General features: G+C 64.5%; 23 protein-coding genes and 1 tRNA gene. 4 read left to right on the top strand and 20 right to left on the bottom strand.

Going from position 1 to position 25,573, the window contains the following annotated elements; all coding sequences use genetic code 11:
- Nucleotides 1–67 precede the first annotated feature (67 nt).
- Complete coding sequence (locus VFB18_RS08280; protein WP_324973439.1) at nucleotides 68–601, bottom strand: DNA starvation/stationary phase protection protein; 534 nt, start codon at nucleotides 599–601, stop codon at nucleotides 68–70.
- A 249-nt stretch (nucleotides 602–850) separates the two neighbouring features.
- Here VFB18_RS08280 and VFB18_RS08275 point away from each other — a divergent pair, with 249 nt between their 5' ends.
- On the top strand, nucleotides 851–1,189 hold the full coding sequence (locus VFB18_RS08275) for an antibiotic biosynthesis monooxygenase (protein WP_324973436.1): 339 nt from the start codon (nucleotides 851–853) through the stop codon (nucleotides 1,187–1,189).
- 89 nt (nucleotides 1,190–1,278) lie between these two features.
- Here the strand turns inward: VFB18_RS08275 and VFB18_RS08270 are convergent, their stop codons facing one another.
- From VFB18_RS08270 to VFB18_RS08245, 6 genes are all read right to left on the bottom strand, one after another.
- Nucleotides 1,279–1,713 (bottom strand): periplasmic heavy metal sensor, encoded by a 435-nt coding sequence (locus VFB18_RS08270; protein WP_324973433.1) that lies wholly within the window; start codon nucleotides 1,711–1,713, stop codon nucleotides 1,279–1,281.
- Nucleotides 1,710–2,105 (bottom strand): hypothetical protein, encoded by a 396-nt coding sequence (locus tag VFB18_RS08265; protein ID WP_324973429.1) that lies wholly within the window; start codon nucleotides 2,103–2,105, stop codon nucleotides 1,710–1,712. The genes VFB18_RS08270 and VFB18_RS08265 overlap by 4 nt, the downstream gene beginning before the upstream one ends.
- Nucleotides 2,102–2,677: an RNA polymerase sigma factor gene (locus VFB18_RS08260; protein WP_324973426.1), complete on the bottom strand. Its 576-nt coding sequence runs from the start codon at nucleotides 2,675–2,677 to the stop codon at nucleotides 2,102–2,104. Before VFB18_RS08260 ends, VFB18_RS08265 begins: the two co-directional genes overlap by 4 nt.
- An 18-nt stretch (nucleotides 2,678–2,695) precedes the next feature.
- Nucleotides 2,696–2,998 (bottom strand): hypothetical protein, encoded by a 303-nt coding sequence (locus VFB18_RS08255; RefSeq protein ID WP_324973423.1) that lies wholly within the window; start codon nucleotides 2,996–2,998, stop codon nucleotides 2,696–2,698.
- A 44-nt stretch (nucleotides 2,999–3,042) separates the two neighbouring features.
- Nucleotides 3,043–3,522, bottom strand: a complete 480-nt coding sequence (locus VFB18_RS08250; protein ID WP_324973421.1) for an EF-hand domain-containing protein — start codon at nucleotides 3,520–3,522, stop codon at nucleotides 3,043–3,045.
- Between the two features lie 144 nt (nucleotides 3,523–3,666).
- A complete protein-coding gene (locus VFB18_RS08245; protein WP_324973419.1) occupies nucleotides 3,667–5,799 on the bottom strand; it encodes a molybdopterin oxidoreductase family protein in 2,133 nt (710 codons plus the stop codon).
- A gap of 229 nt (nucleotides 5,800–6,028) precedes the next feature.
- On the opposite strand from VFB18_RS08245, the gene VFB18_RS08240 reads away from it, so the two are divergent.
- Complete coding sequence (locus VFB18_RS08240) at nucleotides 6,029–10,957, top strand: hypothetical protein (protein ID WP_324973417.1); 4,929 nt, start codon at nucleotides 6,029–6,031, stop codon at nucleotides 10,955–10,957.
- A 54-nt stretch (nucleotides 10,958–11,011) separates the two neighbouring features.
- On the opposite strand, the gene VFB18_RS08235 is transcribed toward VFB18_RS08240, so the two are convergent.
- The 5 genes from VFB18_RS08235 to aspS all read right to left on the bottom strand — a co-directional run bounded on the left by VFB18_RS08235 (nucleotide 11,012) and on the right by aspS (nucleotide 15,403).
- Nucleotides 11,012–11,314, bottom strand: a complete 303-nt coding sequence (locus VFB18_RS08235) for a hypothetical protein (RefSeq protein ID WP_324973414.1) — start codon at nucleotides 11,312–11,314, stop codon at nucleotides 11,012–11,014.
- A 311-nt stretch (nucleotides 11,315–11,625) separates the two neighbouring features.
- A tRNA-Leu gene (locus tag VFB18_RS08230) sits at nucleotides 11,626–11,712 on the bottom strand.
- Between the two features lie 40 nt (nucleotides 11,713–11,752).
- Nucleotides 11,753–12,715: a ceramidase domain-containing protein gene (locus VFB18_RS08225; protein ID WP_324973411.1), complete on the bottom strand. Its 963-nt coding sequence runs from the start codon at nucleotides 12,713–12,715 to the stop codon at nucleotides 11,753–11,755.
- Nucleotides 12,716–12,922: 207 nt separating this feature from the next.
- Nucleotides 12,923–13,390 carry a hypothetical protein gene (locus VFB18_RS08220; RefSeq protein WP_324973408.1) on the bottom strand — a complete coding sequence of 156 codons (468 nt, stop codon included), beginning with the start codon at nucleotides 13,388–13,390 and terminating at the stop codon, nucleotides 12,923–12,925.
- Nucleotides 13,391–13,624: 234 nt separating this feature from the next.
- The gene (gene aspS, locus VFB18_RS08215; RefSeq protein WP_324973404.1) at nucleotides 13,625–15,403 is read right to left on the bottom strand and encodes an aspartate--tRNA ligase; all 1,779 of its coding nucleotides are present in this window, start codon (nucleotides 15,401–15,403) and stop codon (nucleotides 13,625–13,627) included.
- A gap of 163 nt (nucleotides 15,404–15,566) precedes the next feature.
- On the opposite strand from aspS, the gene VFB18_RS08210 reads away from it, so the two are divergent.
- Entirely contained in the window at nucleotides 15,567–15,866 is a 300-nt protein-coding gene (locus VFB18_RS08210; protein ID WP_324973403.1) for a hypothetical protein, read from the top strand.
- A gap of 439 nt (nucleotides 15,867–16,305) precedes the next feature.
- A complete protein-coding gene (gene rnd, locus VFB18_RS08205; protein ID WP_324973399.1) occupies nucleotides 16,306–17,508 on the top strand; it encodes a ribonuclease D in 1,203 nt (400 codons plus the stop codon).
- Here rnd and VFB18_RS08200 read toward each other — a convergent pair.
- From VFB18_RS08200 to VFB18_RS08165, 8 genes are all read right to left on the bottom strand, one after another.
- Nucleotides 17,473–17,661, bottom strand: a complete 189-nt coding sequence (locus tag VFB18_RS08200) for a DUF2905 domain-containing protein (protein ID WP_324973396.1) — start codon at nucleotides 17,659–17,661, stop codon at nucleotides 17,473–17,475. The genes rnd and VFB18_RS08200 overlap by 36 nt on opposite strands.
- A gap of 27 nt (nucleotides 17,662–17,688) precedes the next feature.
- Entirely contained in the window at nucleotides 17,689–18,021 is a 333-nt protein-coding gene (locus tag VFB18_RS08195; RefSeq protein WP_324973392.1) for a MerR family transcriptional regulator, read from the bottom strand.
- On the bottom strand, nucleotides 18,021–18,947 hold the full coding sequence (locus tag VFB18_RS08190; protein ID WP_324973389.1) for a DnaJ C-terminal domain-containing protein: 927 nt from the start codon (nucleotides 18,945–18,947) through the stop codon (nucleotides 18,021–18,023). Before VFB18_RS08190 ends, VFB18_RS08195 begins: the two co-directional genes overlap by 1 nt.
- Nucleotides 18,948–19,130: 183 nt before the next feature.
- Entirely contained in the window at nucleotides 19,131–20,615 is a 1,485-nt protein-coding gene (ppx, locus tag VFB18_RS08185; protein WP_324973386.1) for an exopolyphosphatase, read from the bottom strand.
- A 51-nt stretch (nucleotides 20,616–20,666) separates the two neighbouring features.
- Nucleotides 20,667–22,856, bottom strand: a complete 2,190-nt coding sequence (locus tag VFB18_RS08180; protein WP_324973384.1) for an RNA degradosome polyphosphate kinase — start codon at nucleotides 22,854–22,856, stop codon at nucleotides 20,667–20,669.
- Nucleotides 22,857–22,959: 103 nt separating this feature from the next.
- Complete coding sequence (locus VFB18_RS08175) at nucleotides 22,960–23,667, bottom strand: hypothetical protein (protein WP_324973381.1); 708 nt, start codon at nucleotides 23,665–23,667, stop codon at nucleotides 22,960–22,962.
- Entirely contained in the window at nucleotides 23,664–24,281 is a 618-nt protein-coding gene (locus VFB18_RS08170; RefSeq protein ID WP_324973378.1) for a CDP-alcohol phosphatidyltransferase family protein, read from the bottom strand. The genes VFB18_RS08175 and VFB18_RS08170 overlap by 4 nt, the downstream gene beginning before the upstream one ends.
- A gap of 99 nt (nucleotides 24,282–24,380) precedes the next feature.
- Nucleotides 24,381–25,573 (bottom strand): DUF2066 domain-containing protein (locus tag VFB18_RS08165; RefSeq protein WP_324973375.1); only part of this gene is annotated, 1,193 nt, incomplete at its 5' end.

The following is a 25,573-nucleotide window of genomic DNA, read 5'->3' as shown; positions in this document are numbered from 1 at the left end:
GCATCGCGGCGAGGAGTTTCTCACACCGAGGTCCCGCGCAACACAAAAGCCGCGCCGCTTAGCAGGCTTAATGGCCGGTGGGATCCCCCCTGCGGCCCGCCTCGTACAGGAACCAGACGCGCCGCTCGGCCTGGTCGATCCATACTTCGAGCAGGCTCGTAGTCGCCACGTCGTTCTCCTCGTCGCAGAGATCGTGCGTTTCGCGCATGATCCCGATCAGCGTCTGGTTGTCGCTCCTGAGCTCGGCCAGCATATCGAGCGGATCGACGTAATCGGCGTCGTTGTCGGCAATGCGCTGCAGCCGTGCGATATTGCCGATCGAGTGCAGGGTTATGCCGCCGAGCTTGCGCACGCGCTCGGCAATATCGTCGGTGGTGGCGAAGATCTGGTCGGCCTGCTCGTCGAACAGAAGATGATAGTCGCGGAAGTGCGGTCCGCTCACGTGCCAGTGGAAGTTCTTGGTCTTGAGATAGAGAGCGAACATATCGGCCAGCAGCGCGTTGAGCGCGCCGGTGATGTCCTTGCGGGCATTGTCGCCGAGATCGGTCGGCGTGGTCAGCGGCGCCTTGCGGCGCTCCTTCACGGTGGCTTCCTTGCTCATGACTTCTCCTCGAAGAATGGGTGGGGAAAGCGCGGGACGTCTGCACCTTCGCTGCAAAGATGGGGTGTGCTTGCGGAAAAGGCCAGCATCAAGCAGCGGCCCAGCCCCACCCTGAGGCGCGGTGTCACGCCCTCGTCACATCACGGTATGCGGCGGCTTAAGCCGTTTCCGAAAATAATGCGGGAGCTTGCGTCCCGATCGGCTATCCTTGCCACGCCGCTCTTGTACGTTTCGGTGAAGGAGTGCGTCATGTTCATTGCCATGAACCGGTTCAAGGTGAAGGAGGGATCTGAGCACGACTTCGAGCAGGTCTGGCTCAATCGCAAGACGCATCTCGAAGACGTTCCGGGCTTCATCGAATTTCACCTGCTCAAAGGCCCCGAGCAGGACGGCCATGTGCTTTACGCCTCTCATTCCATGTGGAGATCCGAGGCGCATTTTCGCGCTTGGACCCAATCCGAAGCCTTCCGCAAGGCGCATGAGAGCGCGGGCGCCAACAAGCCGCTTTATCTCGGCCACCCCGAGTTCGAAGGCTTCACCTCGCTGCAAGAAGTAAAGGCCGCCGGCGCCAAAGCCGCCACCAAATAGCGCGCGCCATCATGACCGCCTTTGGCGAGAATGCGGTGCTCTGACCTAGGCCGGCGAAGGCAGGTCGAACCGGCGATGGCGAGGCGAAGCTAGAAGCCCTTCAACAAGAAACCGAATCCTGGCGGCCTGATCTTCTGCCGCTCCGAGGCAGGCGCATTTTCGAGACTCTCGGCGAGAATGGCCTGCACCATCGCCTGCAGCTCCGTCGTCTTGGCGCGGACATCGGCCATGGCGCGTTCTAGAGCCTCCTTGTCGAGCGGATCGGCGCGCATGACGGCGAACATGCGTTGCCGTGCCTCGCGCAGCTCGAAAATGGCCGCCTTCAACCTGGGCCCCTCCGCCAGCAGCCGCTCCCGCATGTCCTGACGGAGAGAGGGCGGATAGCTCAGCATCACCTTCGCCAGCGGACGGCTATGCCAGCGCGTGGCAACCCATGCGCCGGCGACGAACAGATTGAGGCAGACGGAGATGAGGAGGAGGACCGAGAGGACGATAATCGTCGCGCGCCTCGAACCGGTGCTCACAGAAGCCCTCCAAAATTGGCCTGCCCCGAAGCGAAATCGATGAGCGAGGGGGAAACGTCCTGCGCCGAGGCCATCATCATCGCGGCAAACCCGGCGGCGAAGGAGAGCGCCGAGAGACCGGCGCTTGCGATCCAGAACCGCGGCGTCGGCGACCATGACGCTTCGGTCGCATCGAGGGCCTGGAGCACGCCGCCGATCTCGCCCGCGCCGAAGGGGGCGGGCCGTACAGCATCGGCGAGCGTGCGTTCGAAGGCCGCGAAGTCCGCGAGCATCCTGGCGGCGGTGGGGTCGCTCGCCACGAGCAGCGACGCAGCCTCCTTCTTGCCCTCAGGCCATCGCTCGAGATCACCACCGAAGCGAAGGAGCGCCTCGTTCAATTCTTCTCGGTTCATTGCGCATCCTCCTTTGCCTTCATCTTCGCCCGCAAAGTCCGCCGCGCCCGCACCAGGAGCTGCTCAGCGGCGCCTTCGCTTACGCCGAGAACGGCTCCGATCTCGGCGTTGCTCCGCTCGCCCTGCACCGACAGCAGAAGCGCGAGGCGCTGTTTCTCGGGCAGGTCCCTGATCATATGGCGGACCTCGGCGAGATGCTCGCGTCCGGCGACATCCGCGAACGCGTCGGGCGCGTCGGCGGCGGGATCGGGAACCTCGGCGAACGGCAACCAGCTCCTGAGGCGCTTGCGCCTCGCCTGGTCGATGCACCGGTTGACGACCACGCGATAAAGCCAGGTCGAGAACGCTGCGCCGCCGGGGCGCCACGCATCGGGGCGCCGCCATAGCATGATAAAGACCTCCTGGGTGATGTCCTCTGCGTCGGCAGCCTGCCCGGAAAAGCTAAGGGCAAGGCCGCGTACTTTTGGTCCGTGCCGGCGCATGAGCATGGTGAAGGCGCCGCGGTCCTCGCGAGCGATCCGCGCGAGAAGCTCCTCGTCGGAAAGGCTCGCATCCCCCGTCGCCTCCACCATGAAGTCATCCCGAAGCCGTCAATAATGACGCCACACGCGCCCCACGACATAAGTGTTGCCTGCGGGGCCCGTCACCGCGCGGTAACTATAAGTGCGGTAAGGCCCGTAGGCGAAGCCGGCCGACCGCGACCAGGTCTGACCGCCCGGCCCCATGCCTTCGACGTGATACTGGCAGCCATAATAGCCGCAATGGCCGCTCACTGTGCGGGAGCCGCCATAGGGACCTGTCCAGGTGCCCGACCAGCTCCCGGCGTTGGCCGAGACCACGCCGAGAAGCAAGGCGACGACAAAGGCGCTCGAGGTGGCGATGAACTTGGTCATATTGTGTCTCCTATTCGGTTTGTAGCGGTTGCTGTGGCCGGCTTCTAACGCGCGCCGTCGAGAAAATTCGCGAACTCCTCCTTGGAGATGCCGCCGCCGCTCTTGGCGATCAGGTCGAACCACGAACGCCCGGCCAGGAATTCGTCGCGCGTGACCTTGCCGTCATGATTTTGGTCGAGCTCGGCGACCCGCTCGCTCGGGCTCGGCATCTGGGCGCGAAGCCCTGCGAGGGTGGAGATCCGCCTTGCTCTCCGCTTTTCCGCGTTGTCCTTCGCCGCTTCGAACTCGGCGGCGGTGACGACGCCATCGTGGTCGGCGTCGATCTTGTCGAACATCCGCCCGCGCGCGGCTTCGGCTTCGTCGGCGCTGATCACGCCGTCATGGTTGGTGTCGATGCGGTCGAAAATCGCCTCGCCCATGAAGCCGAGGTCGTCGGCGTGAGCAAGCGCGACGCCCAGGAGCGTCAAGGTGAGTGCGGCCGCCGCCGCGAGAAGGGCGATAGAGATGCGTTCAGCCGTGATCATAGAGTTCGTTCTCCTCTAGCCGGGCTCCGGTTGTGCGGAGCATTGCCAGTGGAACGAACCGATGAGCCCCTCCCTACGGGGCAGGGCGACGGATTTTGCGGTGTAAGCGGCCTGGACATCCACCCCCAAGGGCCGAGGCCGCCCTCAGTTCACTCGGCTCACCTCGACCAGGTTGTCGGAGAAGGTCGGCGCGCGGCCGAGCCCGCAATGCGCATCAGATGAGATCGAGTTGACCGATCCATCCGAGCGGTTGAGGCTCCGCCAGTAGCCGAGCGTCGCCACCACGATTCCGGGATTGACGTCGTCGGTGACCTTGGCCACGCCCTCGAAATCGCCGCGGTCGTTATAGACCCGCACCGGGTCGCCTTCGCGGATGTTGCGCTTGGCGGCGTCGGCCGGCGAGATCAATACGAACTGCTCGCCCTGTCCTTTGATCTTGTGCTTCTCGTTGGCATAGCACGAATTGAGAAAACCGTGGCTCTTCGGCGAGATGATGTTGAGGGCATAGAGTTTGGCGCGCTCGGGATTCGTCTCGGGCGCCTCGCGGTTCGGCACATAGCCAGGCAGCGGATCGATCGGCGAGCCGTCTTGGTCGCCGTCATAGCCTGCGCGGAAGGCGCCCGCCACGAAGTTCTTGGCATCATGCAATAGGAACTCGACCTTGCCCGAGGGCGTGGGAAACTTCCCGTCCTTGTGCGGCGCGCGGGTATCGGCCGAGCCCACGTCGATCTTGTAGTAGCCGTGCCGCTTGAAATGTTCCATGTCGATCCCGCCCATCTTGGGATCGGCCCAGTTGATGTAATAGGCGGCAAGCTCGCTGTCGCTCATTTTGAAGATGGGATCGTCGAAGCCCATCTCCTTGGCGAGCAGCCGCCACATCTCGCTCGTCGGCTTGCATTCGCCGGGCGGATCGACGGCTTTCTGGTTGTAGGTGAAATAGAAATGGCCCCACGACCACATCATGTCCTCGGCTTCGCCTGCCATGGCGGCCGGGAGCACGATGTCGGCGTATTTCGCCGTGTCGGTGAGGAAATGCTCGGCGACGACCGTGAACAGATCCTCGCGCTCCAGTCCCCTGACGATCTTGTTGGTCTCGGGTGCCTGGCTCACCGGATTGGTGCAGAACACGAACAGGCTCTTGATCGGCGGGTCGAGCTTCATCTCGCCGGTGAGCGCCGCGCCGAGCTTGAGATTGTTGATCGCGCGCGTGCCGGGCTTGATCCAATCGGGCCGCGAGACCTTCGCCCAGTCGACCGGGAACTCCCAGAGCGGCATCTGCAACAGCCCGCCGCCGACATGGCGCCATGAGCCTGTCAGCGCCGGCAGCGCGCACACCGCGCGGATCGCCTGACCTCCTCCGCGGTGCCGCTCAAGCGCCACGCCGATGCGGATGACCGAGGGCTGGATGGTGGCGAACTCGCGCGCGAACTTGGCGATGTCGGCCGCTTTGACGCCGGTGATCCTCTCGACATGGTCCGGCGTGAACTCGGCCGCGCGCGCCTTCAGTTCTTCAAAGCCGTAGGTGTGCTTCTCGACATAATCCTTGTCGATGAGCCCCTGGCTGATGATTGCGTTGATGACGCCCATGGCGAGCGCGCCGTCGGTGCCAGGCCGCGGACAGATGTGCCAGTCGGCGGCCTTGGCCGTGCGCGAGCGGTAGGAGTCGATGACGACGATCTTGGCGCCCCTCTTCTGCGCCTCGAGCACAAACGGCCAATGGTGAAGATTGGTGGAGATCGAGTTGCACGCCCAGATCACGATATAGCGCGAATGCACGAAGCTCTCTGGGTCGACGCCGCCGGTCGGTCCGACCGTCAGCAACCAGGCGGTCGACGAGCCCGATGCGCAGAACGTCTTCTCGTTCACCGTCGAGCCGAGGCGATTGAAGAACGGATCGCCCGAGGCGATGCCCTGCACCAGCCCCATATTGCCGAGATAGGAATAGGGCATGATCGCCTGGCTGCCATAGGTGGCGATGATCTCGCGCCAGCGCCGGCCGATCTCCTTGATGGCCTCGTCCCAAGAGATGCGCGCGAACTTTTTCGAGCCCTTGGGTCCGGTTCTCCGCAGGGGAAACATCAGACGGTCGGGATTGTGGTGATGGTCGTGGAAGTCCTTGAGCTTCACGCAGAGCCCGCCCCGCGTCATCGGGTGCTCCTTGTTGCCCCTGACCTCGACGAGCTTCCCGTTCTCCACCTCGTAGATCATGGCGCAGGTGTCGGGACAGTCGTGCGGACAGGCGCCGAAAAAGCTCTTCCGTTGCGGTTGATCGTTCATCGAACTCCTCCCGTTAAGCGTCGCCCTCTGCGGGACTGATCAAGGTCAGCGTACGAAGCGTGAGGCCTCTTGTCGATTGGGTTTTCTTTTTCGAGGGGAGGGTCGGCGGCGCGATTGACCGATAGCCGATCGTCACGATCCGCGCAGCTTGCAACAAGCTATGGTTGTCGGGAGTCCGACCGAGTATAGTGGCTTCAAGGACAGGGCAGTCGCTCGGGGTGCCGATCCGATGGACCGGTTGTCGCCAGGCTTGCACGTCGGGCTTGTGCTGCTCCTCGCCGCACTGGCGACGCCTTCCCATCCAGCTTGGTCTGAAGATGGGCTCAAGCCGGGGGAGGCCTTCGTAACCCGCTTCTCGGGCACAGCCGATCAGGGCAGCAAACCCGTAATCGACCTCAACGGCACCGTCGGCAGCATCCTCGATTTGCGCCACCCGGGCTCCCCACCCCAGGGCGCCGAGTTGCTGAACGTGCCTCAGCGGTCCCCCGTCACCGCCGGACAGATCGGGCAAGTGTTCGGCGTCGCGCTCGACGACGCCAATCCTCCCAATGTCTACGTTACCGCCACCTCCGCCTTCGGCCTCCACCGCAACGACGGCAATACGGATTGGATGGCCGGCATGTGGGGTCACGGTGGCGGCCCTGGCACGGTGTGGAAACTCGACGGCGCCAACGGCGACAGCCCATCGGTCTTCGCCAACATCACCCTGGACGGCCGCGCCAACAGCGGCGCCGCGCTCGGCAACATCGCCTTCGACCGCTGGAACAAGCAGTTCTTCGTCTCGGATCTCGAGACCGGCATGATCCACCGGCTTCGCGCCTCAGACGGCGCGGATCTCGGCCACTACGATCACGGCACGACGGGACGGACGAACTTCTTCGACACGACGGCCGGCGCGACCGCAGCCCTTCCCGCCGTCGCTTTCGATCCCTCGAGCAGCACACACATCAAGGATTGCCCGAGCGGCGACTTCGCGCGCTCGCCGTCGTGTTGGAACTTCGCCGATTTCCGCCGCAGGGTTTGGGGCGTGGGGGTGAGGCGCGATGCTGCAAGCGGCGAGGTGCGCCTCTACTATTCGGTGTGGGGAAGCCAGGGCTTCGGCAATCCCGATTACGCCGCCGCCGGCGACGATCAGCGCAACGCGGTTTGGTCGGTGCGCATCGCCGAGAACGGCGATTTCGATACGTCGAGCGTGCGGCGCGAGTTCTTCCTGCCGGATTTCTTCCGCTCGCCCGAGGCGATCGCGCGCGCGGGGCGGAGCAATCCCGTCACCGACATCGCCTTCCCCGAAATCGGCCAGCAGCCGGTGATGGTGCTTGCCGAGCGAGGCGGCGTGCGCAATCTCGGGCTTGGCGCGGAGAATGCCTTCGCCACCCCGCATGAAGCGCGCGTGTTGCGCTATCAGTTGAACGACAAGGGCGTGTGGGAGCCCGCCGGGCGCTACGACGTCGGTTTCTACGATCGCAAGGACGAAGGGCCGCCTTACATCCGCGCCGACTCCTCCGGCGGCGCCGCCTTCGGCCTCGGTTACACCGCGGGCTGGGAAGCCGATCCCACGCAAGCCGACGCCTTTCTGTGGATGACGGGCGATGCGCTCTGCTGGTCCAAGAGCCCCTGCCTTGATCCCGCCGCCAAGACCCACACCGACGCAACCGAAGTCCACGGCGTGATGGGCCGCGACGCTGGCGCCTACGAGGAGGTGGTGCCCGACGCGGCGTTCCAGCCTTATCCCGCGCCAGGACCCGCCTATCCTCCCCAAGGACCCGACCGCTCCTATCTCATCGACATCGACGCGACGGCCAAGGCGGCCGCCCCTAACGATGCGACGAAAATCGGCGACATCGCCGTCTATGAGGCCGAAGCGAAGAAGCCGGACCTCAAGATCAGCAAGAAGGCGCTGTCCGACCGCTGCGCCGCCGGGAGCCAATGCACCTTCCAAATCCTCATCGAGAACGTCAGCGAGGCGCCATATCAGGGCGCGCTCACCATCAGCGATGTGGCCGACGGCAACGCCAAGCTGCTCGACAAGGCTCCCGCCGACTGGAGCTGCAAGACCCTGTTCGAGGGCACCGTCGAATGCAGCCACGCCGAGGTGGCTCTCGCGCCGGGCGAGAGTATCTCGCTCGCGCTGACCGTCGAGGTCCCGTCGTGGTGGACGCGGGCGGTCTACAGCAACTGCGCCGAGCTCACGACGCCGGGCTTTGACAAGGACGCCAAGGCCTACAACAACAAGGCGTGCGACTACGTCCCGACCATCGAACCGCCGCCGCCGGGCGGACCGATTCCGTTCGGCCCCGACATCGAAGTGCAGAAATTCGGCGTCGATCCCCAATGCGACTGGGTAAGCCACTGCTACTTCATCGTGCGCGTCATCAATGTCGGGTCTGCGCCCTACACCGGCCCGCTGCACGTGCACGATAAGATCCATCAACCGGGCGCAATCTTCGTCGACTGGTCGCCGCAGCCGGACTGGGCCTGCGCGCCGGTCGGGGTCGGCAACGAATTCGATTGCACGCATGGCCCAGTGACGCTGACGCCCGGCGATTATGTCGACCTCTCGCTCAAGATCGAGGCGCCGCCGATCGCGGCCTGGCACACTCATGTTCGCAATTGCGCCGCGTTCGCTTGGGACGGGGCGCCCGGCGATTACAACCCCGGCAACGAATATGACTGCGCCACGGTCTCGCGCTTCCCGCCCGGCTTCCCCGGCGCAGTGCCCTATCTCGAGATCGCCAAAAAAGCCGCGCCGACTTGCTGGCGAGCAGGCCCCGGGATGGACTGGACCTGCGAGTTCCTTGTCACCATCACCAATTCGGGCGGCGCGAGCTATCTCGACCCGATCGAGCTGAACGATCTCGCGAGCAACGTCCCGGCGACGCTTTCTGTGTATTGGGACACGCCGCCTTGGACCTGCGTCGACGGCGGCGGCGGCAACGTCACCTGCGAGTATCCCGCCGTTCCGGGCGGCCTGCCTCCGGGCGCCTCCATATCTCTCTACATGGTGTTCACCGTGCCGGGCGCGGTGGCCGTGCCGAATTATCTCCAGAACTGCGGCATGATCCTTTTCGACGCCGACGGCGACGGCGTGGCCGAGGAGCATCAAAGCTGCGCCATCGCCCTCGTCTGCGATGCGGGCTCAGCCAATTGCCCGCAAGATCTTGGCTTGCTGAAAATCGTGACGCCTGATCCGTGTTTCACCGGCGGCACATGCTCGTTCATCATCGAGGTTCTCAATATCGGCAGCGCGGCTTCCGCCGGTCCCACTGTGGTCACCGACACTCCCGATATCGGTCTCGGCGTGCCGACGACAACCGCGCCGGGCTGGACGTGCGCGCCGGCGGGTGCCGGCTATAGCTGCTCCAACCCGGCAGGCATTCCACCGGGAGGCGCGGCGATATTCGACCTCACTTTCCCGGTACCTGCGGGCTATGCCCTCCCGACGGTGAAGAACTGCGCCGACATTGCCGTCGGCCCGCCGGACAACACCATCGCGGTGAATGACCACGACTGCGCGACCGGCTCGGTCCCCTTCCCCGATCTGGCACCTGGCGGCGCGACCGAATGCAAGCGCGGCGAAAGCTGCGCCATCGACGCGCGCATCGACAACAAGGGCAGGCTTCCCTTCCACGGCGCCGCGGGCCTCCACGGAACGCTTGCCCCGCCGGTTAAGATCTCGAGCATCAAGTCCGGCACTCCCGGATTTGCCTGCAGCATCGCCGGCAACGGCGTCTATGACTGCAAGGGCACGAATCTCGACCTCGCCCCGGGCGCTTCGATTGCCATCGACCTCGTCATCGACATCCCCAAGGACTTCAAACCCGACGCGATCACGCACACCAAGGAGATGATCTGGCCGGATCGTTCGGTCGAGGACAAGAACCCGAAGAACGACAAGCAGACGAGTGCGATCACGATTCTCGGGCCGACGGCGGCGACCCCGCCGGCCTGCGCCGGCGGCACGGTGAAGAACGGCGAATGCGTCTGCCCCTCGGGCATGACGCCCGAGCAGACAGGCAGCAATGCCTTCACCTGCGTGAAGAAGCCGCCCAAGATCGTATGCGAGAAAGGCACCGTCAAAGACGGCGAGTGCACTTGTCCCGCCGGATTCTATCGCAAGCAGACCGGCACCAACGCCTATATCTGCGTTAAGAAGCCGCCCGAAATCGTCTGCGAGAACGGCGCGGTCAAGGACGGCGAATGCGTCTGCCGCGAAGGCTTCTATCCCAAGCAGACCGGGACCAATGCTTACATCTGCGTGAAGCAGCCGCCGGAGATCGTTTGCGAGAACGGCGCGGTCAGGAACGGCGAATGCGTCTGTCCCGCCGGCACGCGGCGCGAGCAGACGGGGACGAACAGCTATCGCTGCGTCGCGCTTCCGCCCGAGATCACGTGCGTCGGCGGCAAGGTGAAGAACAACCAATGCATCTGCCCGAAAGGCTTCACGCCGAAACAGACCGGTGCCAACGCCTATCAATGCGTGCCTGTGCTCATCTGCCGCGGCGGCCACGTCAAGGACAATGAATGCGTCTGCCCCGAGGGATCGAGCCCGCAGCAGACCGGCCCCAACGCCTATGCCTGCGTTGCGAACCTGATCTGCGTCGGCGGCAAGGTGAAGGACAACAGGTGCGTTTGCCCGAAGGGCTTTTCGCCCAAGCAAACCGGCCCCAACGCCTATCAATGCGTGGTGAACCTCGTCTGCCGCGGCGGCAGGGTCGAGGATAACGAATGCGTCTGCCCTGAAGGCTTCTCGGCGAAGCCTGCAGGGATCAACGCCTATGCCTGTGTGCCCAACCTCATCTGCATCGGCGGCATTGTGAAGCACAATGAGTGCGTCTGCCCCTCAGGCATGCATGCCGAGACGAGCGGACCCAACACGTATCGCTGCGTTGCGAACCTGATCTGCAGGGGCGGCGCGGTGCGAAACAACGAGTGTGTCTGCCCGAAGGGCTTCGTGTCCAAGCAAACCGGCACCAATGTTTATGCCTGCATCAGGGCCTCGAGCGGCGGAGCGAACGAGGGCTCGACCGGCGCCGCGCAAGGATCGGCCGGGGACGCCGCACAGGGCTCGACCGGAGGAACGCCGTCGCAAGCAGGCGCTCCATCCCCGACCTTGGTCGTGCCTCAGATCACGCCACAACGCGTGCCGCCACAACGCTAGGCGGAAGACCGCATTCACGGCGTTGTTCTTGCGAGCACGACCGCGGCGGACCTGCTAGGCGGCTTCATCGACGGTCGGAAACGGTATCACCACCGGCTCATCGCGCACGCGAACCCGCTTCGCCCAAAGGCGATACTCGTCGAGAGCGGCGACGACCTTGTCGCACAGGGTGTCGAACTCGATGGCATCGCGGCCGGCGAGCGCAAAGACAATGTGCCTCAGCGCGTCTTCGTCCTCCGCGGCCGTCTTCTCGTCGGCGTAGAGATTTCGCGCCTCGAGATAGGCTGATGCCGCTTCATAGACTCGCTCGACGATCTCGAGCTCGAGGGGATCGAACTTCTGGCGCAACTCCATCATGGTTGCCTCCGATGTCGTTCCTCCCTTTGCCTCCGACCGTTGTGGGCGCCCTCAATGTTTTGCGCGGACTGCGCCTGGCGTTCCAGCTCCTCGGCGTGCTTCGCCCAGACCTCGGCCATGCGGTTGAACTCGGCCGCGAGCGGCGGAAGGGACTTGCTTGCGACCCTCCGGCAGAAATCGGCGTGCCTGCGACATTGGGCAGCGTCCTTGACCATGTGGCCAAAACGAATCCAGCCAAAGTGCGGTTCCCGTAAAAAGCGGGCCGTTTTTGGCCGATTTGCGGGATGGGCGATCGCGGCAAAAAGAACGGCTGGTGCGGACGGAGGGAGTCGAACCCTCACGGCCTTGCGGCCTCAGGATTTTAAGTCCTGTGTGTCTACCAGTTCCACCACGTCCGCTTCAGGGGCACGAGCCTAACCGAGGACGTGTACCATCCCCTTAAGCCGGGAGCAGCGTCTTGTCGGGGTCTTTCTCTTCGCTGCCCTCCACCGCGGCAGGCGCCGTATCCTCCACGGCGGCAGCCAAGGCCATGCGTTCAGCCAGCGTCAGGGGCGCGGGCGGGGCGGTTTTGGATTCGCTTACGACCGGCTCTTCTGCGACCGCGGGGACCATTTCGGCGACGGTCTGCGACGCCTCGACATCAGCCTCTTCCGCGCGCTCCGGCACAGCCGCAGCCGCACGCAGCGCATCGGGCCGGCCTTCGAGGCTCGCCCGGAGCAACAGGAATAGCGCAAGCCCGTTCAGCACATGCCAGGCGAAATGCGTGCCGACCGCGCGCCCGTGAAACAGGATCCTATCGCACAGCGCCATATCGAGTGTCCTGAGCGCGACGGACACCGCAAGGATGGCCGCCGCCCATAAGAGATAAGGCGCCGCTCTGTGCCGCTTCTCCTCGAGCAGAAGGCCGACCACGATGAGCACGCCGAGCGCCGGAAGATAGAACAGGCTGCCGTTGAGGCAGGGCTTTGCCCCTTGCACCTCGGGACCCGGAACGCCGATACCGCCGTCCCAGCATTTCACCTGCATGTTGGCCACCATCAGCGCGATGAAGCCGACGACGAGCAGAACCGTCCACCCCGGGGGCACGCCGAGGAAGCGGTTCAGCGCGAAGCCGAGATAGACCAGCATGAAGATGCCGATAGGAAGCACGTCGGCAAGCTCCGTCGCCGCCGTCGCAAAAAGATGGAAGGCGAGGCTGCCGAGCCCGATCAGGACGACGAGGCCGATAAGGAGATAGTGATCGGCGCTGCGCTCTTCGCGCGGGCGAAACAAGAGAAGCCCGAGGCTGGCGAGCGCGGCGAGCAGGAAGGCCGCGTTGCTCGCCGCGTTGACGGGCTCGGCGAGCAGCGCCTCGCTCGTGCCCCGCTCGCAATAGAGGAAGACGTGTTCGCCCAACGTCATGGCCGCGATCCTTTCGACGTCATCTCAGGAAAGAGGCCGTTCCCTCCGTCCCGCGCCGCCGTTCCGGCCAGCCCACGCTCGGCGACGCGACAGGATTAACGCCAAACCCCGACACGAGTTGGGCGCGAAGCGAAAAGATCCCGGAACAAAGCGATCATCCCGCAAGAGTTCGATGGCAGGCGGGAAGTTCGCGGCCGACCGCGCCACCTATTGAGGAGGCGAGCCCTCGTCGCTCGGGGCCCCCTCGTCGGGGGCCGCGTCCTCCTCCATCGGCGGCTCCTCATCGTCGATGGCAGGAAGGCCGAGTTTGGTGCGGCAATCGTCCTCGAAGCCTTCGTTGGCGTTCATCAGGTCGTCGAGTGTGGGATAGGACTCGGCATCTTGGTCGCTGATTTCGTCCTTGTGCATCTTGGTCAGCATATCGACGTCTTTCTGCGAGGCCTTGTTCTCATCGAGCTTAGCGGCAACGCATTCACAGAAGGCTTTGGGGGTGACTTTGCCGTCTTGGAAACCGGGTTCCTGCGTGACGTTCTCGTCAGCCGCGCAGGCCGCAACGAACTCCGCCGTGTTGAGCTTCTCGGCGGCAGTTGCGCCTTCGGACCGGATATCGCTCGCCCCCGCAAGCAGCAGAGCGAAGGCGCCAAGCGCGGCAGCGCGCGTGCGCGGATGATACATATGCGTCCCTCCCGCCGCCTTGGTATGCGACCGGCACTTACGACTTGGCGTCAGCGGCTTCCGCCAAGGCTAAGACATGACTCCACATTTAGGCGACACCTTGGAGCTAATCACACTCCAGCGACTTTAAGGAGCCATAGCGACGCGCCAAAGGCAATGCGACCAGAGCGCCCGCTTGCCTCGCCCGAGGCAAGGGCAGAATATAGCAGTTTTTCATAGGCTTGTATTAACACGTTACGGCTTCGCTTTGGGCAGATCGAGCTTGATATGCAGCTCCCTGAGCTGCTTTGGCGTGACCTCCGACGGCGCCCCCATGAGCAGGTCTTCGGCCTGCTGATTCATTGGGAACATGACCACCTGGCGGAGATTGTCCTCGCCGCAGAGCATCATCACCATGCGGTCGATGCCGGGCGCGATGCCGCCGTGCGGCGGCGCGCCGTATTGCAGCGCGCGCAGCATCCCGCCGAAGCGCTTCTCGAGCTCCTCCTTCGGGTAGCCGGCGATGGCGAAGGCCTTCTCCATGATCTCCGGCTTGTGGTTCCTGATCGCGCCCGAGGACAGCTCGACCCCATTGCACACCACGTCGTACTGATAGGCGAGGATATCGAGCGGGTCCTTGGTCGTGAGTGACTCGAGGCCGCCTTGCGGCATCGAGAAGGGATTGTGCGAGAAGTCGATCCGTCCCTCCTCCTCGTTCCACTCATACATCGGGAAGTCGACGATCCAGCAGAACTCGAAGCGGTCCTTGGCGGTCAAACCCAGCTCGTTGCCGACCTTCACCCGCGCCTGCCCCGCGAACGGCGCCATCTCGTTCGGCAGCCCGGCCACGAAGAACACGGCATCCCCGTCACCAAGGCCGAGCTGCTGCCGGACCGCCTCGGTCCGCTCTGGCCCGAGGTTCTTTGCGATCGGTCCCGCCCCCTCGCCTTCGCGGAAGAAAATGTAGCCGAGGCCCGGCTGCCCCTCCCCTTGCGCCCAGGAGTTCATGCGGTCGCAGAAGGCACGGCTGCCGCCACCCTTGGCCGGGATCGCCCAGATACGGGTGTTGGCGTCCATCTCGATCATGGAGGCGAACACCCTGAACCCCGAGCCTCGGAAGTGCTCGGTGACGTCCTGCATCTCGATCGGGTTGCGCAAGTCCGGCTTGTCGGTGCCGTATTTGCGCATGGCCTCGGCGTAAGGGATGCGCGGGAAGTTCTGCGTGACCGGCTTGCCGCCTCCGAACTCCTCGAACAGGCCCCGCAGGATCGGCTCGACTGTTTCGAACACATCGTCCTGGGTGACGAAGCTCATCTCGAGGTCGAGCTGATAGAACTCCCCCGGCGAGCGGTCGGCGCGCGCGTCCTCGTCGCGGAAGCAGGGCGCGATCTGGAAATAGCGGTCGAAGCCCGCGATCATGATGAGCTGCTTGAACTGCTGCGGCGCCTGCGGCAGCGCGTAGAACTTTCCCGGATGGATGCGGCTTGGCACGAGGTAGTCGCGCGCGCCTTCGGGCGATGAGGCGGTCAGGATCGGGGTTTGGAACTCGAAGAATCCGGCATCGCGCATGCGCTTCCTGAGCGACCAGATGATGTCCTGCCGCTTCATGATGTTCCTGTGCAGGCTGTCGCGCCTGAGATCGAGGAAGCGATATTTGAGCCGCGTCTCCTCCGGATAGTCGGGCTCGCCGAACACCGGGAGAGGCAGTTCCTTCGCTTCGGACAGGACCTCGATCGCGCTCGCCCTGACCTCGACCCCTCCGGTCGGGAGGTTCGGGTTGGCGGTCTCCTTCGAGCGCGCCACCACCTCGCCGTCGACGCGCACCACCCATTCCGGCTTGAGCGTCTCGGCGCGCGCGAAGGCCGGCGATTTCGGATCGGCCACCACCTGGGTGATGCCGTAGTGGTCGCGCAGATCGATGAACAGGAGGCCGCCGTGGTCGCGCAGGCGATGTACCCAGCCTGAGAGGCGGATCGTCTTGCCGACGTCATCGCCGCGAAGCTCGCCGCAAGTATGGGTCCGGTAGTCGTGCATGGTTTGGGATTGGGCGTCCCGTGCGGGACCGGGGTTTCGCGAAATGCCGCGGGAACAGCGCATGGCAGCCCCTGCTTGTCAAGGCGGCGGCATTGACAAAGGCGGGGAACGATGGGCGCGCCCTCCCGTTTTCCCGAGAAAGGAAACCGACGAGGCTAACACCATGACGAACTTACTAAAGACGTCCGCGCTGGCGTTGCTTGCGATCGCTGCGGCGGTGCCGTCCTTCGCCGAAGACCAGAAGCCTCCCGAGCAGGCCGCCCCGCAAGGCAAAGACGCTCCGGGTAGCGACAATGGCACTTCGATCCCTACGCCTGGCGAGCATCAGGGCGTCATCCCCCCGCCGCCGACCGGAGACACCGGCATTGAGACCCAAGTTCCCAATCCCAATGCGGGGACGCCGGAGGAGGTCATCCCGCCGCCCGGCACGCCTGGCGGCAATCCTAACGTAGAGCCGCGCTAGACCAGCCGGAAGTTGGGCGGGAACAAGACTTGGGCTTTCGCGTTTCGTCGGCGCGGGGGATGAAGAGGGAGATTGAAATGCTGAAGATCCCGAACTCTATCCCAGTCAGAACACGTTTGCCTCTTTCCGCCTGGGCAGCCGCAGGCGTAGTCACGCTTTTGTCGCTGCTGTCATCCGCATTGCACTTGGCGCCTCTTAGTCATCAGGCGGATGCGAATGTTGAACACTCGGTCCAGCTTGGGACCGAGACCCAATTACCTAATGACTTGCCGAGCAGGATGGCGGCCGCCGCGGGATCGATCTTGACGATCCACTAACTCCGCTTTCATCCGCATCCGAGTCGCTGTCGCGAGACAATCACCCCAAGGGTGCAAGGCTCCACGTATGCGTGGCCCTGGCCCTTGGCCTCGCGACGCGGCTTGGGCTATATCCGCCCCCCATGAACCTCATCACGCGTAACGACGAGTTGGCCGAGGCTTGCGCCCGGCTAGTGAGCGCTCCTTACATCGCCGTCGATACCGAATTCATGCGGGAGCAGACCTTCTGGCCGAAGCTCTGCCTGGTGCAGATTGCAGCCGGCGGCACCGAGGTTTTGATCGACAGCCTCGCCCCGGGTCTCGACCTTGCTCCCTTGTTCGAGCTCATGGTCAATGAGAAGGTGCTCAAGGTCTTCCACTCCGCACGCCAAGACATTGAGATCGTTCACCATTTGGCCGGAGTTATTCCCCACCCGATCTTCGATACCCAGGTCGCGGCCATGGTGTGCGGCTTCGGCGAGGCGGTGAGCTATTCGATGCTCGTCAAGCGGCTGCTCAACCGCAACCTGGACAAGACCTCGCGCTTCACCGACTGGAGCCGAAGGCCCTTGTCGGATCGACAGCTCACCTATGCGCTCGGCGACGTCACCCACTTGCGCGACCTCTATCCCAGGCTTAGGGCGCAGCTCGACAAGTCGGAGCGCGCAAGCTGGCTCAACGAGGAGATGGCGGTCTTGACCGATCCCGCCACTTACGAGCTCCATCCCGAGCAGGCCTGGCGGCGGCTCAAGATGCGCGTCAAGACGCCGAAAGCCCTCGCCGTGCTCATGGAACTGGCCGCCTGGCGCGAGCGCGAAGCGCAGACCCAGGACGTGCCGCGCGCGCGTATCCTCAAAGACGAGGCGCTTTACGACATTGCGAGTCAGACGCCCCGCACGCAGGAAGATCTCGGCTCTTTGCGCACGCTCCATAACGGCTTTGCCCGCTCGATGCGCGGCCGCGCCGTGCTCGAGGCGGTTGCGCGCGGGCTCGAGCGCGACCCCAACACCATCCCGCCGATCGAACGCGGCGAGCCGATGCCGCCCGAGGCGCAAGCGGTGGTCGATCTCTTGCGCGTCCTGCTCAAGGCGCGCGCCGGGCGCCACGGCGTCGCCCCCAAGCTGATCGCAACGAGTGACGAGCTCGAGGAGATCGCCCGTTCCGGCGACGTCGATCTGCCGGTCCTGCGCGGCTGGCGCCGGAAGCTGTTCGGCGACGATGCGCTCGCGCTCAAGCGCGGGGAGCTTGCGCTTGCCATCAAGGACGGCGAGGTGACGGTGTTGGAGCCCGAGGCCTTGGCGGGGGGCGACCTACAGTCGGCCGGACAGCCAAAGCACAAGGCTTAGCAGGAGGCTCACCACGATCGAGGTGGTGATCGGCAGGTAGAAATAGAAATTGCCGCGATCGATGACGATGTCGCCGGGCAGCCTCCCGAGCAGGAAATGCACGCTGAGATAGGCAAGCGCCACGACGACGATAAGGAACAAGGCAGCCTTCATGGCTTCCTCATGAGCGAACCCGCGATCCTAGCGTCGTCCGCCCTTGCGCCGCTCGATGCTCATGCGCACCGTGGCGCGCACGTCCGGCGGCAACTCCTCGAGTGCGGCAAGCACGCCCATCAGCTCGCATCTGAGCCCGTGGATCTGGTCGATCAGATTGAGCAGGACGGGCACGTCCTCCTCGGTGAAGCCGAGCTCGTCCTCGAGATTGCAGATGAGCGCCGCGCGCGCCGCATCAGCCTCGGAGAAGGCCTGCGCCGTCTCGTCGGCCGGCTTGATCAGGCCCTGCTCCACCCACACCCTAAGCCGCGTCACGGTGAGACGCCGAACTCTGGCGATCAGATCCCTCTCTGACAGCATCAGGCCTGCTCCTTCAGCTTGCGCCTCGGGTCGTAGCCGTGGCTTTTGCGCCAGTCTTCGGCGAATCGCTTGAGCTCCTCGTCGATGCGCTCGGGCATGACGACGTTGAGCTTCACCAGTTGATCGCCGGTCGTGCTCTTCGATTTGATGCCGCGGCCCTTGAGCCTGAGCGTCTGACCGGTGTTCGAACCGGGCGGAATGGTGGCGAACACGCGCCCGCCGATGGTCGGCACCTCGACCTTGCCGCCGAGCACCGCCTCGTCGAAGGTGATCGGCACCTCGACGATGATGTCGTCGCCCTCGCGTTTAAACACCGCGTGCGGCTTGACCGAGACCTCGACCAGCGCATCGCCCGGCTCGCCCTCGCCGAAGCCGGGATGACCCTTGCCCTTGAGCCTGAGCACCTGCCCGTCGCTGACGCCCGCCGGGATGGTCACGTCGAGCGTCTCGCCGTCGGGAAGGGTGATGCGCGTCTTGGTGCCTCTCACCGCGTCGAGGAAGTCGACCTCGAGCCGGTATTGCGCGTCCTGGCCGCGCATGGAGAAGCGCGCGCCGCCGCGCCCCCGCCCGCCACCGCGACCGAACAGATCGCCGAACAGATCGTTGAACCCGCCGATGTCTTCGAAGCCCGCCGTCGAGCGATAGCGCGCGGCATCCTCCCCGCCGGCATATTCGCGGTAATAGCGCTGCTCCGGCCGCTCCTGGCCGGAGGCGTCGATCTCGCCCTTGTCATAGCGCGCGCGCTTCTTCTCGTCGCCGATGATGTCGTAGGCGGCGGTGACCTTCTTGAATTTCTCCTCGGCGCCCTTGTCGCCTGGATTGAGGTCGGGATGCAGCTTCTTGGCGAGCTTGCGGTAGGCCTTGGAGATTTCGTCGGCCGTAGCGGTCTTGGTCACGCCGAGAACGGAATAGGGGTCGTCTGCCATCGAGAAGCGAAGGTCTCAAGTGAAGCGGTTTAACGCGCCAGTGTCGCCGTCCGGCCCGAACCGGGCAACCCAGCAAGGGCCCGGTCTTGGCCGATATGCCGGTCAGTGGTTACTGGATTCCCGCTTTCGCGGGAATGACAATTTCACGCAATTTGGGAAGGGTGTCCCGGCTGAGCAAGCCTGTCAGCTCGCCGCGAGCTGGTAGGCCGAACCAACCCTGATCTCGGGCTCGCGGTCGAGCAACTCGGCGAGCTGCTTGAAGCGCCGCTCGACGCGCTCGCCTTCGAGGTTGGCGTAAGGCTCCGGCAGGGTCCAGGCGAGGCGGTTGCCCTCGTAGGTGACGGGCGTGTTGGTCAGCACGCCGGGCATCGCGGCCGACACCATGTGGGCGGCGCGGAAGGCCGCACCCAGGATGCGCGCCCGCTTCACCATGTCCTTGTCCACGAGCTCGACCAGCTTCTGGCTCAGATCGTCCCGCACCAGCCCCTCGTTGCGGTAATAGACGCAAAGCGCGAGGAAGGCGCGGCCGGGATGGTCGACGCCGACGAAATCGCCGTGAGCCACGAGGTTCAGGCTCTGCGCGCCGCGATAGTCGGGATGCGCGCGCCAGCCGATATCCGATAGGAGGCAGGCGGCATGCCGCAGCCGCCGCTGCTCCGGCGTCTCGATCGGACCCGGCGCGCGGAACAAGGCGTCGGTCCAGAAGCAGAGTTCGTAGGCGCTGTCCACCGAACGCGAGCGCTGCCGGGCAAGATCCTCGCAGGCGGCGATCAGCGGGTCTCTCCGCTTCTCCTCCTCGCTGAGAAGGCTGTAGAGAAGGCCCTCGCGGATGCCGAACACCGATATCACGATGGCCCGCGGCTTCATCTGCTTGATCAGCCGCTCGAGCACGAGCGCGCCGTAGGGCACAGTTTCGCGGCGCGCGCTCGAGATGTCGCGGATGCCGGCGAGCGAGCTTTGCGACTGGTGATCGAGTAGCGCCGCGAATTTGAGCGCCTCGTCGGCCGCAATCCTGTAATTGTGCATCACGCTCAAGGGATAATTGGTTTGCGTCATGTGCAGCCGGGCGAGTGCGCGCCAGGTGCCGCCGATGGCGTAGAAGTCGCGGCCCCTGCCCTTCTCAAGCCATTCCACCTTGCCAAGCTCGGCGTCGACGATCTCGCGCGCCTTCCTGAGATTGCCGCCCGAGGCGTCGATGAGGCGCAAACCCCCGAGCGGAAGCGTCATCGCATCGGACAGCCGCCCGCCTCGCACATCGATCAGCTCGAGGCTGCCGCCGCCGAGGTCGCCGGCAAAGCCGTCGGCGGCATGGAAGCCGGAGACGATGCCGAGCGCCGCAAGCTCGGCCTCCTTGGTGCCGGTCAAGACGGTGATCTTATGTCCGAGAATGCGCTCGGCCTGGGCGATGAAGTCGGCCCCGTTTGACGCCTCGCGCGCTGCCGCCGTGGCAATGGCCTCGACGTGGCCGGCGCCGAGCTGATCGATCAGCGCGCGAAAGCGCCTGAGCGCCCGGAGCGCGCGCTTGATCGCATCAGGAGCGAGCTTGCCGGTCGTCGCGATCGTGCGGCCAAGACCGCACAACACCTTCTCGTTGAACAGCGGCGCAGGCGCCCGACCGGCGTCCTCGTAGACGATGAGGCGAACCGAGTTCGACCCGATGTCAACCACTGCAACCGGGCCTGAGTCGTTTCGTGCGAGCATGGCCGATCTTGCCGCGCTTTACGTCTGTTCGACCAGCCGCGTGAAGCGCCGCGGCATGTTCTCGGTGAGCGAGGTACCCCGACCCGACAAGCTCGGATTGGTCATGAAGTAGTCTTGCGCGCTGAACGGCTCCTGGTCCGGAGCGGGATAGATGCGCTCGGAGCTTCCGTCCGGCTTCACCCGCCAGCTCTGCAGGTTGTCCTTGAGATTGGCCACCATGATCTGGTCCAGGATCTGCTCGTGCACCGTGGGATTGAGAATCGGCACCATCGCCTCGACGCGCCGGTCGAGGTTGCGCGGCATCATGTCGGCCGAGCTGATATAGACCACTGCCTTGCGCGACGGAAGGCCGTGGCCGGCGCCGAAGCAATAGATGCGCGAATGTTCGAGGAAGCGCCCCACGATGCTTTTGACGTGGATGTTCTCGGAGAGATCGGGCACGCCGGGCCTTAGGCAGCAGATGCCGCGCACAACGAGGTCGATCTCGACCCCCGCCTGGCTTGCTTCGTACAGCGCATCGATGATCTCGGCATCGACGAGCGAGTTCATCTTCATCCAAATGGCGGCTGGGCGTCCCGACTTGGCGTGGTACATCTCCTCGCGGATGTGGTCGAGGATGCGCGCCCTGATGCCGCCGGGCGACACCGCCATGGCCTCGAGCTCGGCCGGCTCGGCATAGCCCGTGACATAGTTGAAGATGCGCGACACGTCCTGGCCGATGACCCGGTCGGCGGTGAAGAAGGACAGGTCGGTATAGATCTTGGCTGTGACCGGGTGATAATTGCCGGTGCCCACGTGGCAATAGGTGATGAGCTCGCCGTGCTCGCGCCGGACGATCAGGCTGAGCTTGGCGTGGGTCTTGAGCTCGATGAAGCCGTACACCACCTGGACGCCGGCACTTTCAAGGTCGCGCGCCCATTTGATGTTGGCCTCCTCGTCGAAGCGTGCCTTGAGCTCGACCACGGCGGTGACCGACTTGCCTGCCTCTGCCGCCTCCTTCAGCACCTGAATGATGGGAGAGGTCTTGCTCGTGCGGTAGAGCGTCCACTTGATCGCAACGACGTCGGGGTCGTTCGCCGCCTGCTTCAGGAACTGAAGGACGACGTCGAAGGACTCGTACGGGTGGTGAACGACGATGTCCTTCTTGCGGATGGCGGCGAAGCAGTCGCCCTGATGCTCGCGGATGCGCTCTGGAAACCGGCTGACGAAGGGGCCGAACTTCAGTTCGGGCCGCTCCGGCACGATGAGCTGGTTGGTGTCGGCGAGCCCGATCAAGCCCTTCTGCACGAAGCTCTCGCGCTCCGAGACCTTGAGTTCCTGCATGACGAAGCGCTGGAGCCGCGACGGCATGGTGGCCTCGATCTCGAGCCTGATCACCGAGCCGCGCCGCCTGCGCTTCAACGCCGACTCGAACAGGCGCACCAAGTCCTCGGCCTCCTCCTGCACCTCGATGTCGCTGTCGCGGAGCACCCTGAACGAGCCCTGGCTCCTGACCCGGTAGCCCGGGAACAGACGCGACACGAAAATGCCGACCACGGTCTCGAGCCTGATGAAGCGGATCGGCTCCTTGCCGTCGCTGCCATCGCCCTTGCCCGGCAGGCGAATGAAGCGCGTGAGCTGGGGCGGGATCGGCATCAACGCGTGCATGGCGCGGAGCGAGCCTTCGCGCACCAGCTCGAGCCCGAGGGTGAAGCCGAAATTGGGAATGAATGGGAACGGATGTGCGGGGTCGACGGCGATCGGCGTCAGCACCGGGAAGATGTGGTTGAGGAAATGATCCTCGAGCCAGCCGCGCTCGTCCTCGGTAAGCTGGTCGGCGTGCAGCACGTGGATGCCGGCATCGGCGAGCAGCGAGACGAGCGTCACCCAGCATTCCTGCTGTTCGGCGGTCAGTTCGGCGACCGAACGGTTGATACGGTCAAGCTGTTCGGCTGGCGCGAGCCCATCCTCGCTTGGCGTCTCGATGCCGCTGACCACCTGGCCGCGAAGACCGGCAACCCGCACCATGTAGAACTCGTCGAGATTGTTGGCGGAGATGGACAGAAAGCGCAGTCGCTCGAGCAGCGGGTGGCGCTCGTTCTCGGCCTCCTCGAGGACTCGCCGGTTGAAGTTGAGCCAGGACAGCTCGCGGTTGAAAAACCGGCTCGGCCCCATGGCGGCAATCGAGGGGCTCAGCGGGGTACGCTCAACCTGTTCTGGCAAGCTCATCATTCAACCCATTGAGAATAAACAGTTTATACCGGGCTCCAGACCCGGACCGTGGGGCAAGGTGCGAACTCTAACCTAAGAACTGTATCACTACCGTTACGCTTCAATCCAACCCAGCCCCTCCCTCCTCCCTGCTCCCATCGTTTCCCTCGGCATCGAGAACCTCGAGCACAAGCTGGCGCGTGATCTTGCGCCCCGTCGCGAGCGCCGCACGGTCGACCGCGGCGACCGCCGCGGAGGCGGCCGCCAACGACCGCTCGATATTGAGCGCGAGCACCTCGATGACCTTCGGATCGACAATGATCTGCCGGTCGGCGAATTGCTTGAGCAGCACCGTCTTGAGCAACGCCTCATCGGGCGTTCCGATTTCGGTCCCGGGCAGTGCCTTCAGCCGCGAGACCAGGTCGGGCAATGTGTAAGTCCAGCGGCTCGGCGCGCTTCGCCCGGTGATCAAGACGTAAAGGCCCTTCTCGCGCGCAAGGTTGAGAAGATGGAACAGCGCCCTCTCGTCATAGGCCGTGCGGTCGGCATCTTCGACCACGAGCGCCATTCCCTCTCCCATCGTGTCGATTGCATGAATGTCGAGACTCGCCGGCTCGAGCGCTCGCGCGCCCGACAACGCCTGGAACACGCGGGCGAGATGCGTCTTGCCGCTTGCCGCGGGCCCGATCAGGAGCTGGACGTTGCCGTGCCAGCCGGGCCAGGAGTCGACGAGCCGCACCGCCGCGAGATTGCAATCGCTCACGAGGAAGTCCTCCGCGCCGAGCGCGGCACGATGGGGCAAATCGAGCGTAAGCTGCGCGAGCGTCACGAAGCTCTAACCCGCGAACGGTCCGCCGGCACCGGCCCGACGCCCTCACGCTTGCGCGATGGAAGCGGCTGAGGCGCGGGCTCGTAGCTCGCCATGTGGCGGAGCCAAGCTACGAAATAGGCCGCGGCCGACACGATGGTGAGCGTGCCGGTCACCCAAACCAGGAAATGCACAAGCTCATCGAGCCCAAGCCCGAGACCGAGCTCGGCAAGCACGAGCCCCGCCAGCACGATCTGCGAAAGCGTGTTTGCCTTGCTGATGAGCAGGGGGCGCATGGAGAGCGGCCGTGACAGCATCCACGACAAGACCACCGCACCGATGATGAGAATGTCGCGGCTCACGACCGCGATTACGAGCCAGACGGGCAATTGTCCGGCAAGCCCGAGCGTAACGTAGATGCTGACGAGCAAGGCCTTGTCGGCGATCGGATCGAGATACGCGCCAAGTTCGCTGTTCCAGCCGTATCTCTTGGCGAGGAAGCCGTCGGCCGCGTCGGAGAACCCGGCGAACAGGAACAGCAGGAAAGCCGCCAGCATCTCATGGGTGATGATCAGCCACACCACCAGCGGAACGAGCACGATCCGCATAAGCGTGAGGCTGTTCGGGATATTCACGTAACCCTCCTCTGATTGCTCCGGCCGCGGAGAGCACTGCCTAGAAATCTAGCAGATTCGAGGCCCGCATGAGACCGGGAGAAAACCCAAGAGATATGGTTATTTCGAACGGAGCACGAAGCCCCCGTCTTTCTCGTCGAAAGCAAATCCGTTTTGATCAAGCGCGGCCTGCAGCTTGCCGAGCGAGCCGGCATAGTCGAAGGTAATCGAGGCGGCGCGCGCAGACAGGGCATTCACCTCGAGCGCCTGGATGCCGGCGACCTGCATCAGCCTCGTCCTGATCTCCTGCCAGTCCTTGAGCCCGCTGAATTGGACCACGGCCTGGACGTTGCGTGGCACCTCGGCCGTTGCGCCCGCTTCCGGGGCCTGGGTCTGCTCGCCGCCGGGCTCCGCTCCGGGTTCAGCGGGTGCGGCCACAGCCGGTGTCTGCGTCACCTTCCAGCGATTCTCGATGATGCCGAAGGCGACCGCCGCCGCCTGCTGCGCAGCTTGCCTGGCAGTGCCGCCGAAATTGTCGGTGTGCCCGTAATTGATCGGGCCGACGCCATCGGCGCCGATGAGACGCGTGGTGAACTTGCCTCCTGCTCCTGCCTCTCCCACCGCGATGACAAGCGGCGCGTAGCTATAATCTGCCTGCATCAGGGCAAAGGCTTCGGCATCGCCGCCAAGAACGGATTTCACCGTCTCGGCGGTAAGATCGGGGCGAGGCTTCAGGATCGTCGCCGGTGTGACGCTATGGGTGAGGTCGAGCCCGTCCCAGGCCTGGTACCAACCTTCCGGCCCCTCGCTCTTCACCGCTCCGCCGTCGAGCACGAGCGGCAGGATCGAGATCGGCTCGGCGCGCGCCTCGCTATAGGGGAGGTTCTGGGCGTCGAGGAGTTGCTTCACCGCCTCGGGATTGAACGAGACGTCGAGGCTCGCGATGTAGCGCGTGGCGGAGTTGCGCTCGCTTCTGATCGAAACCGACGAAACCAGATCCTCGATGTTTTGCTGGCTGAGGTCGGGGAGCTGCGCATAGGCGCTCGTCGGCATGAGCCTTTTGAGCACCACTTCGAGGGCGTCGAGCTCGGCCGCCTTCATGCCTTTGGCCTTGGCGGCGACGGCATCCTTGTCGGTGGCGTCGACCGAGACTTTGGCAACGTCGTAAAGCGTGTCGGCCGCTCGCGCCGTGCCCGGAAGGACCAAGGCTGGGAACAGAATGACAAGGGCGATGCAAGGCGCCTGCACCGCAAGGCATTTTGACCGCCGGCACGCCATCAGGAACTCTTGCGACTTCGCCCGACCCTCGAGCA

Origin of the sequence: Methyloceanibacter sp., assembly GCF_035650995.1 — a bacterium.
GTDB lineage: Bacteria > Pseudomonadota > Alphaproteobacteria > Rhizobiales > Methyloligellaceae > Methyloceanibacter.
The sequence above is the reverse complement of the archived record's forward strand: the minus strand, read 5'-3'. Positions and strand labels throughout refer to the sequence as shown.

Coding starts and splice junctions, on each gene's coding strand:
- VFB18_RS08200 (WP_324973396.1), bottom strand. CDS start 17,661: ATGAAGGCTGCCTTGTTCCTTATCGTCGTCGTGGCGCTTGCCTATCTC.
- VFB18_RS08235 (WP_324973414.1), bottom strand. CDS start 11,314: ATGATGGAGTTGCGCCAGAAGTTCGATCCCCTCGAGCTCGAGATCGTC.
- rnd (WP_324973399.1), top strand. CDS start 16,306: ATGAACCTCATCACGCGTAACGACGAGTTGGCCGAGGCTTGCGCCCGG.
- VFB18_RS08250 (WP_324973421.1), bottom strand. CDS start 3,522: ATGATCACGGCTGAACGCATCTCTATCGCCCTTCTCGCGGCGGCGGCC.
- VFB18_RS08220 (WP_324973408.1), bottom strand. CDS start 13,390: ATGTATCATCCGCGCACGCGCGCTGCCGCGCTTGGCGCCTTCGCTCTG.
- VFB18_RS08280 (WP_324973439.1), bottom strand. CDS start 601: ATGAGCAAGGAAGCCACCGTGAAGGAGCGCCGCAAGGCGCCGCTGACC.
- VFB18_RS08240 (WP_324973417.1), top strand. CDS start 6,029: ATGGACCGGTTGTCGCCAGGCTTGCACGTCGGGCTTGTGCTGCTCCTC.
- VFB18_RS08245 (WP_324973419.1), bottom strand. CDS start 5,799: ATGAACGATCAACCGCAACGGAAGAGCTTTTTCGGCGCCTGTCCGCAC.
- VFB18_RS08225 (WP_324973411.1), bottom strand. CDS start 12,715: ATGACGTTGGGCGAACACGTCTTCCTCTATTGCGAGCGGGGCACGAGC.
- VFB18_RS08255 (WP_324973423.1), bottom strand. CDS start 2,998: ATGACCAAGTTCATCGCCACCTCGAGCGCCTTTGTCGTCGCCTTGCTT.
- VFB18_RS08260 (WP_324973426.1), bottom strand. CDS start 2,677: ATGGTGGAGGCGACGGGGGATGCGAGCCTTTCCGACGAGGAGCTTCTC.
- VFB18_RS08210 (WP_324973403.1), top strand. CDS start 15,567: ATGACGAACTTACTAAAGACGTCCGCGCTGGCGTTGCTTGCGATCGCT.
- VFB18_RS08265 (WP_324973429.1), bottom strand. CDS start 2,105: ATGAACCGAGAAGAATTGAACGAGGCGCTCCTTCGCTTCGGTGGTGAT.
- VFB18_RS08195 (WP_324973392.1), bottom strand. CDS start 18,021: ATGCTGTCAGAGAGGGATCTGATCGCCAGAGTTCGGCGTCTCACCGTG.
- VFB18_RS08190 (WP_324973389.1), bottom strand. CDS start 18,947: ATGGCAGACGACCCCTATTCCGTTCTCGGCGTGACCAAGACCGCTACG.
- VFB18_RS08275 (WP_324973436.1), top strand. CDS start 851: ATGTTCATTGCCATGAACCGGTTCAAGGTGAAGGAGGGATCTGAGCAC.
- aspS (WP_324973404.1), bottom strand. CDS start 15,403: ATGCACGACTACCGGACCCATACTTGCGGCGAGCTTCGCGGCGATGAC.
- VFB18_RS08180 (WP_324973384.1), bottom strand. CDS start 22,856: ATGAGCTTGCCAGAACAGGTTGAGCGTACCCCGCTGAGCCCCTCGATT.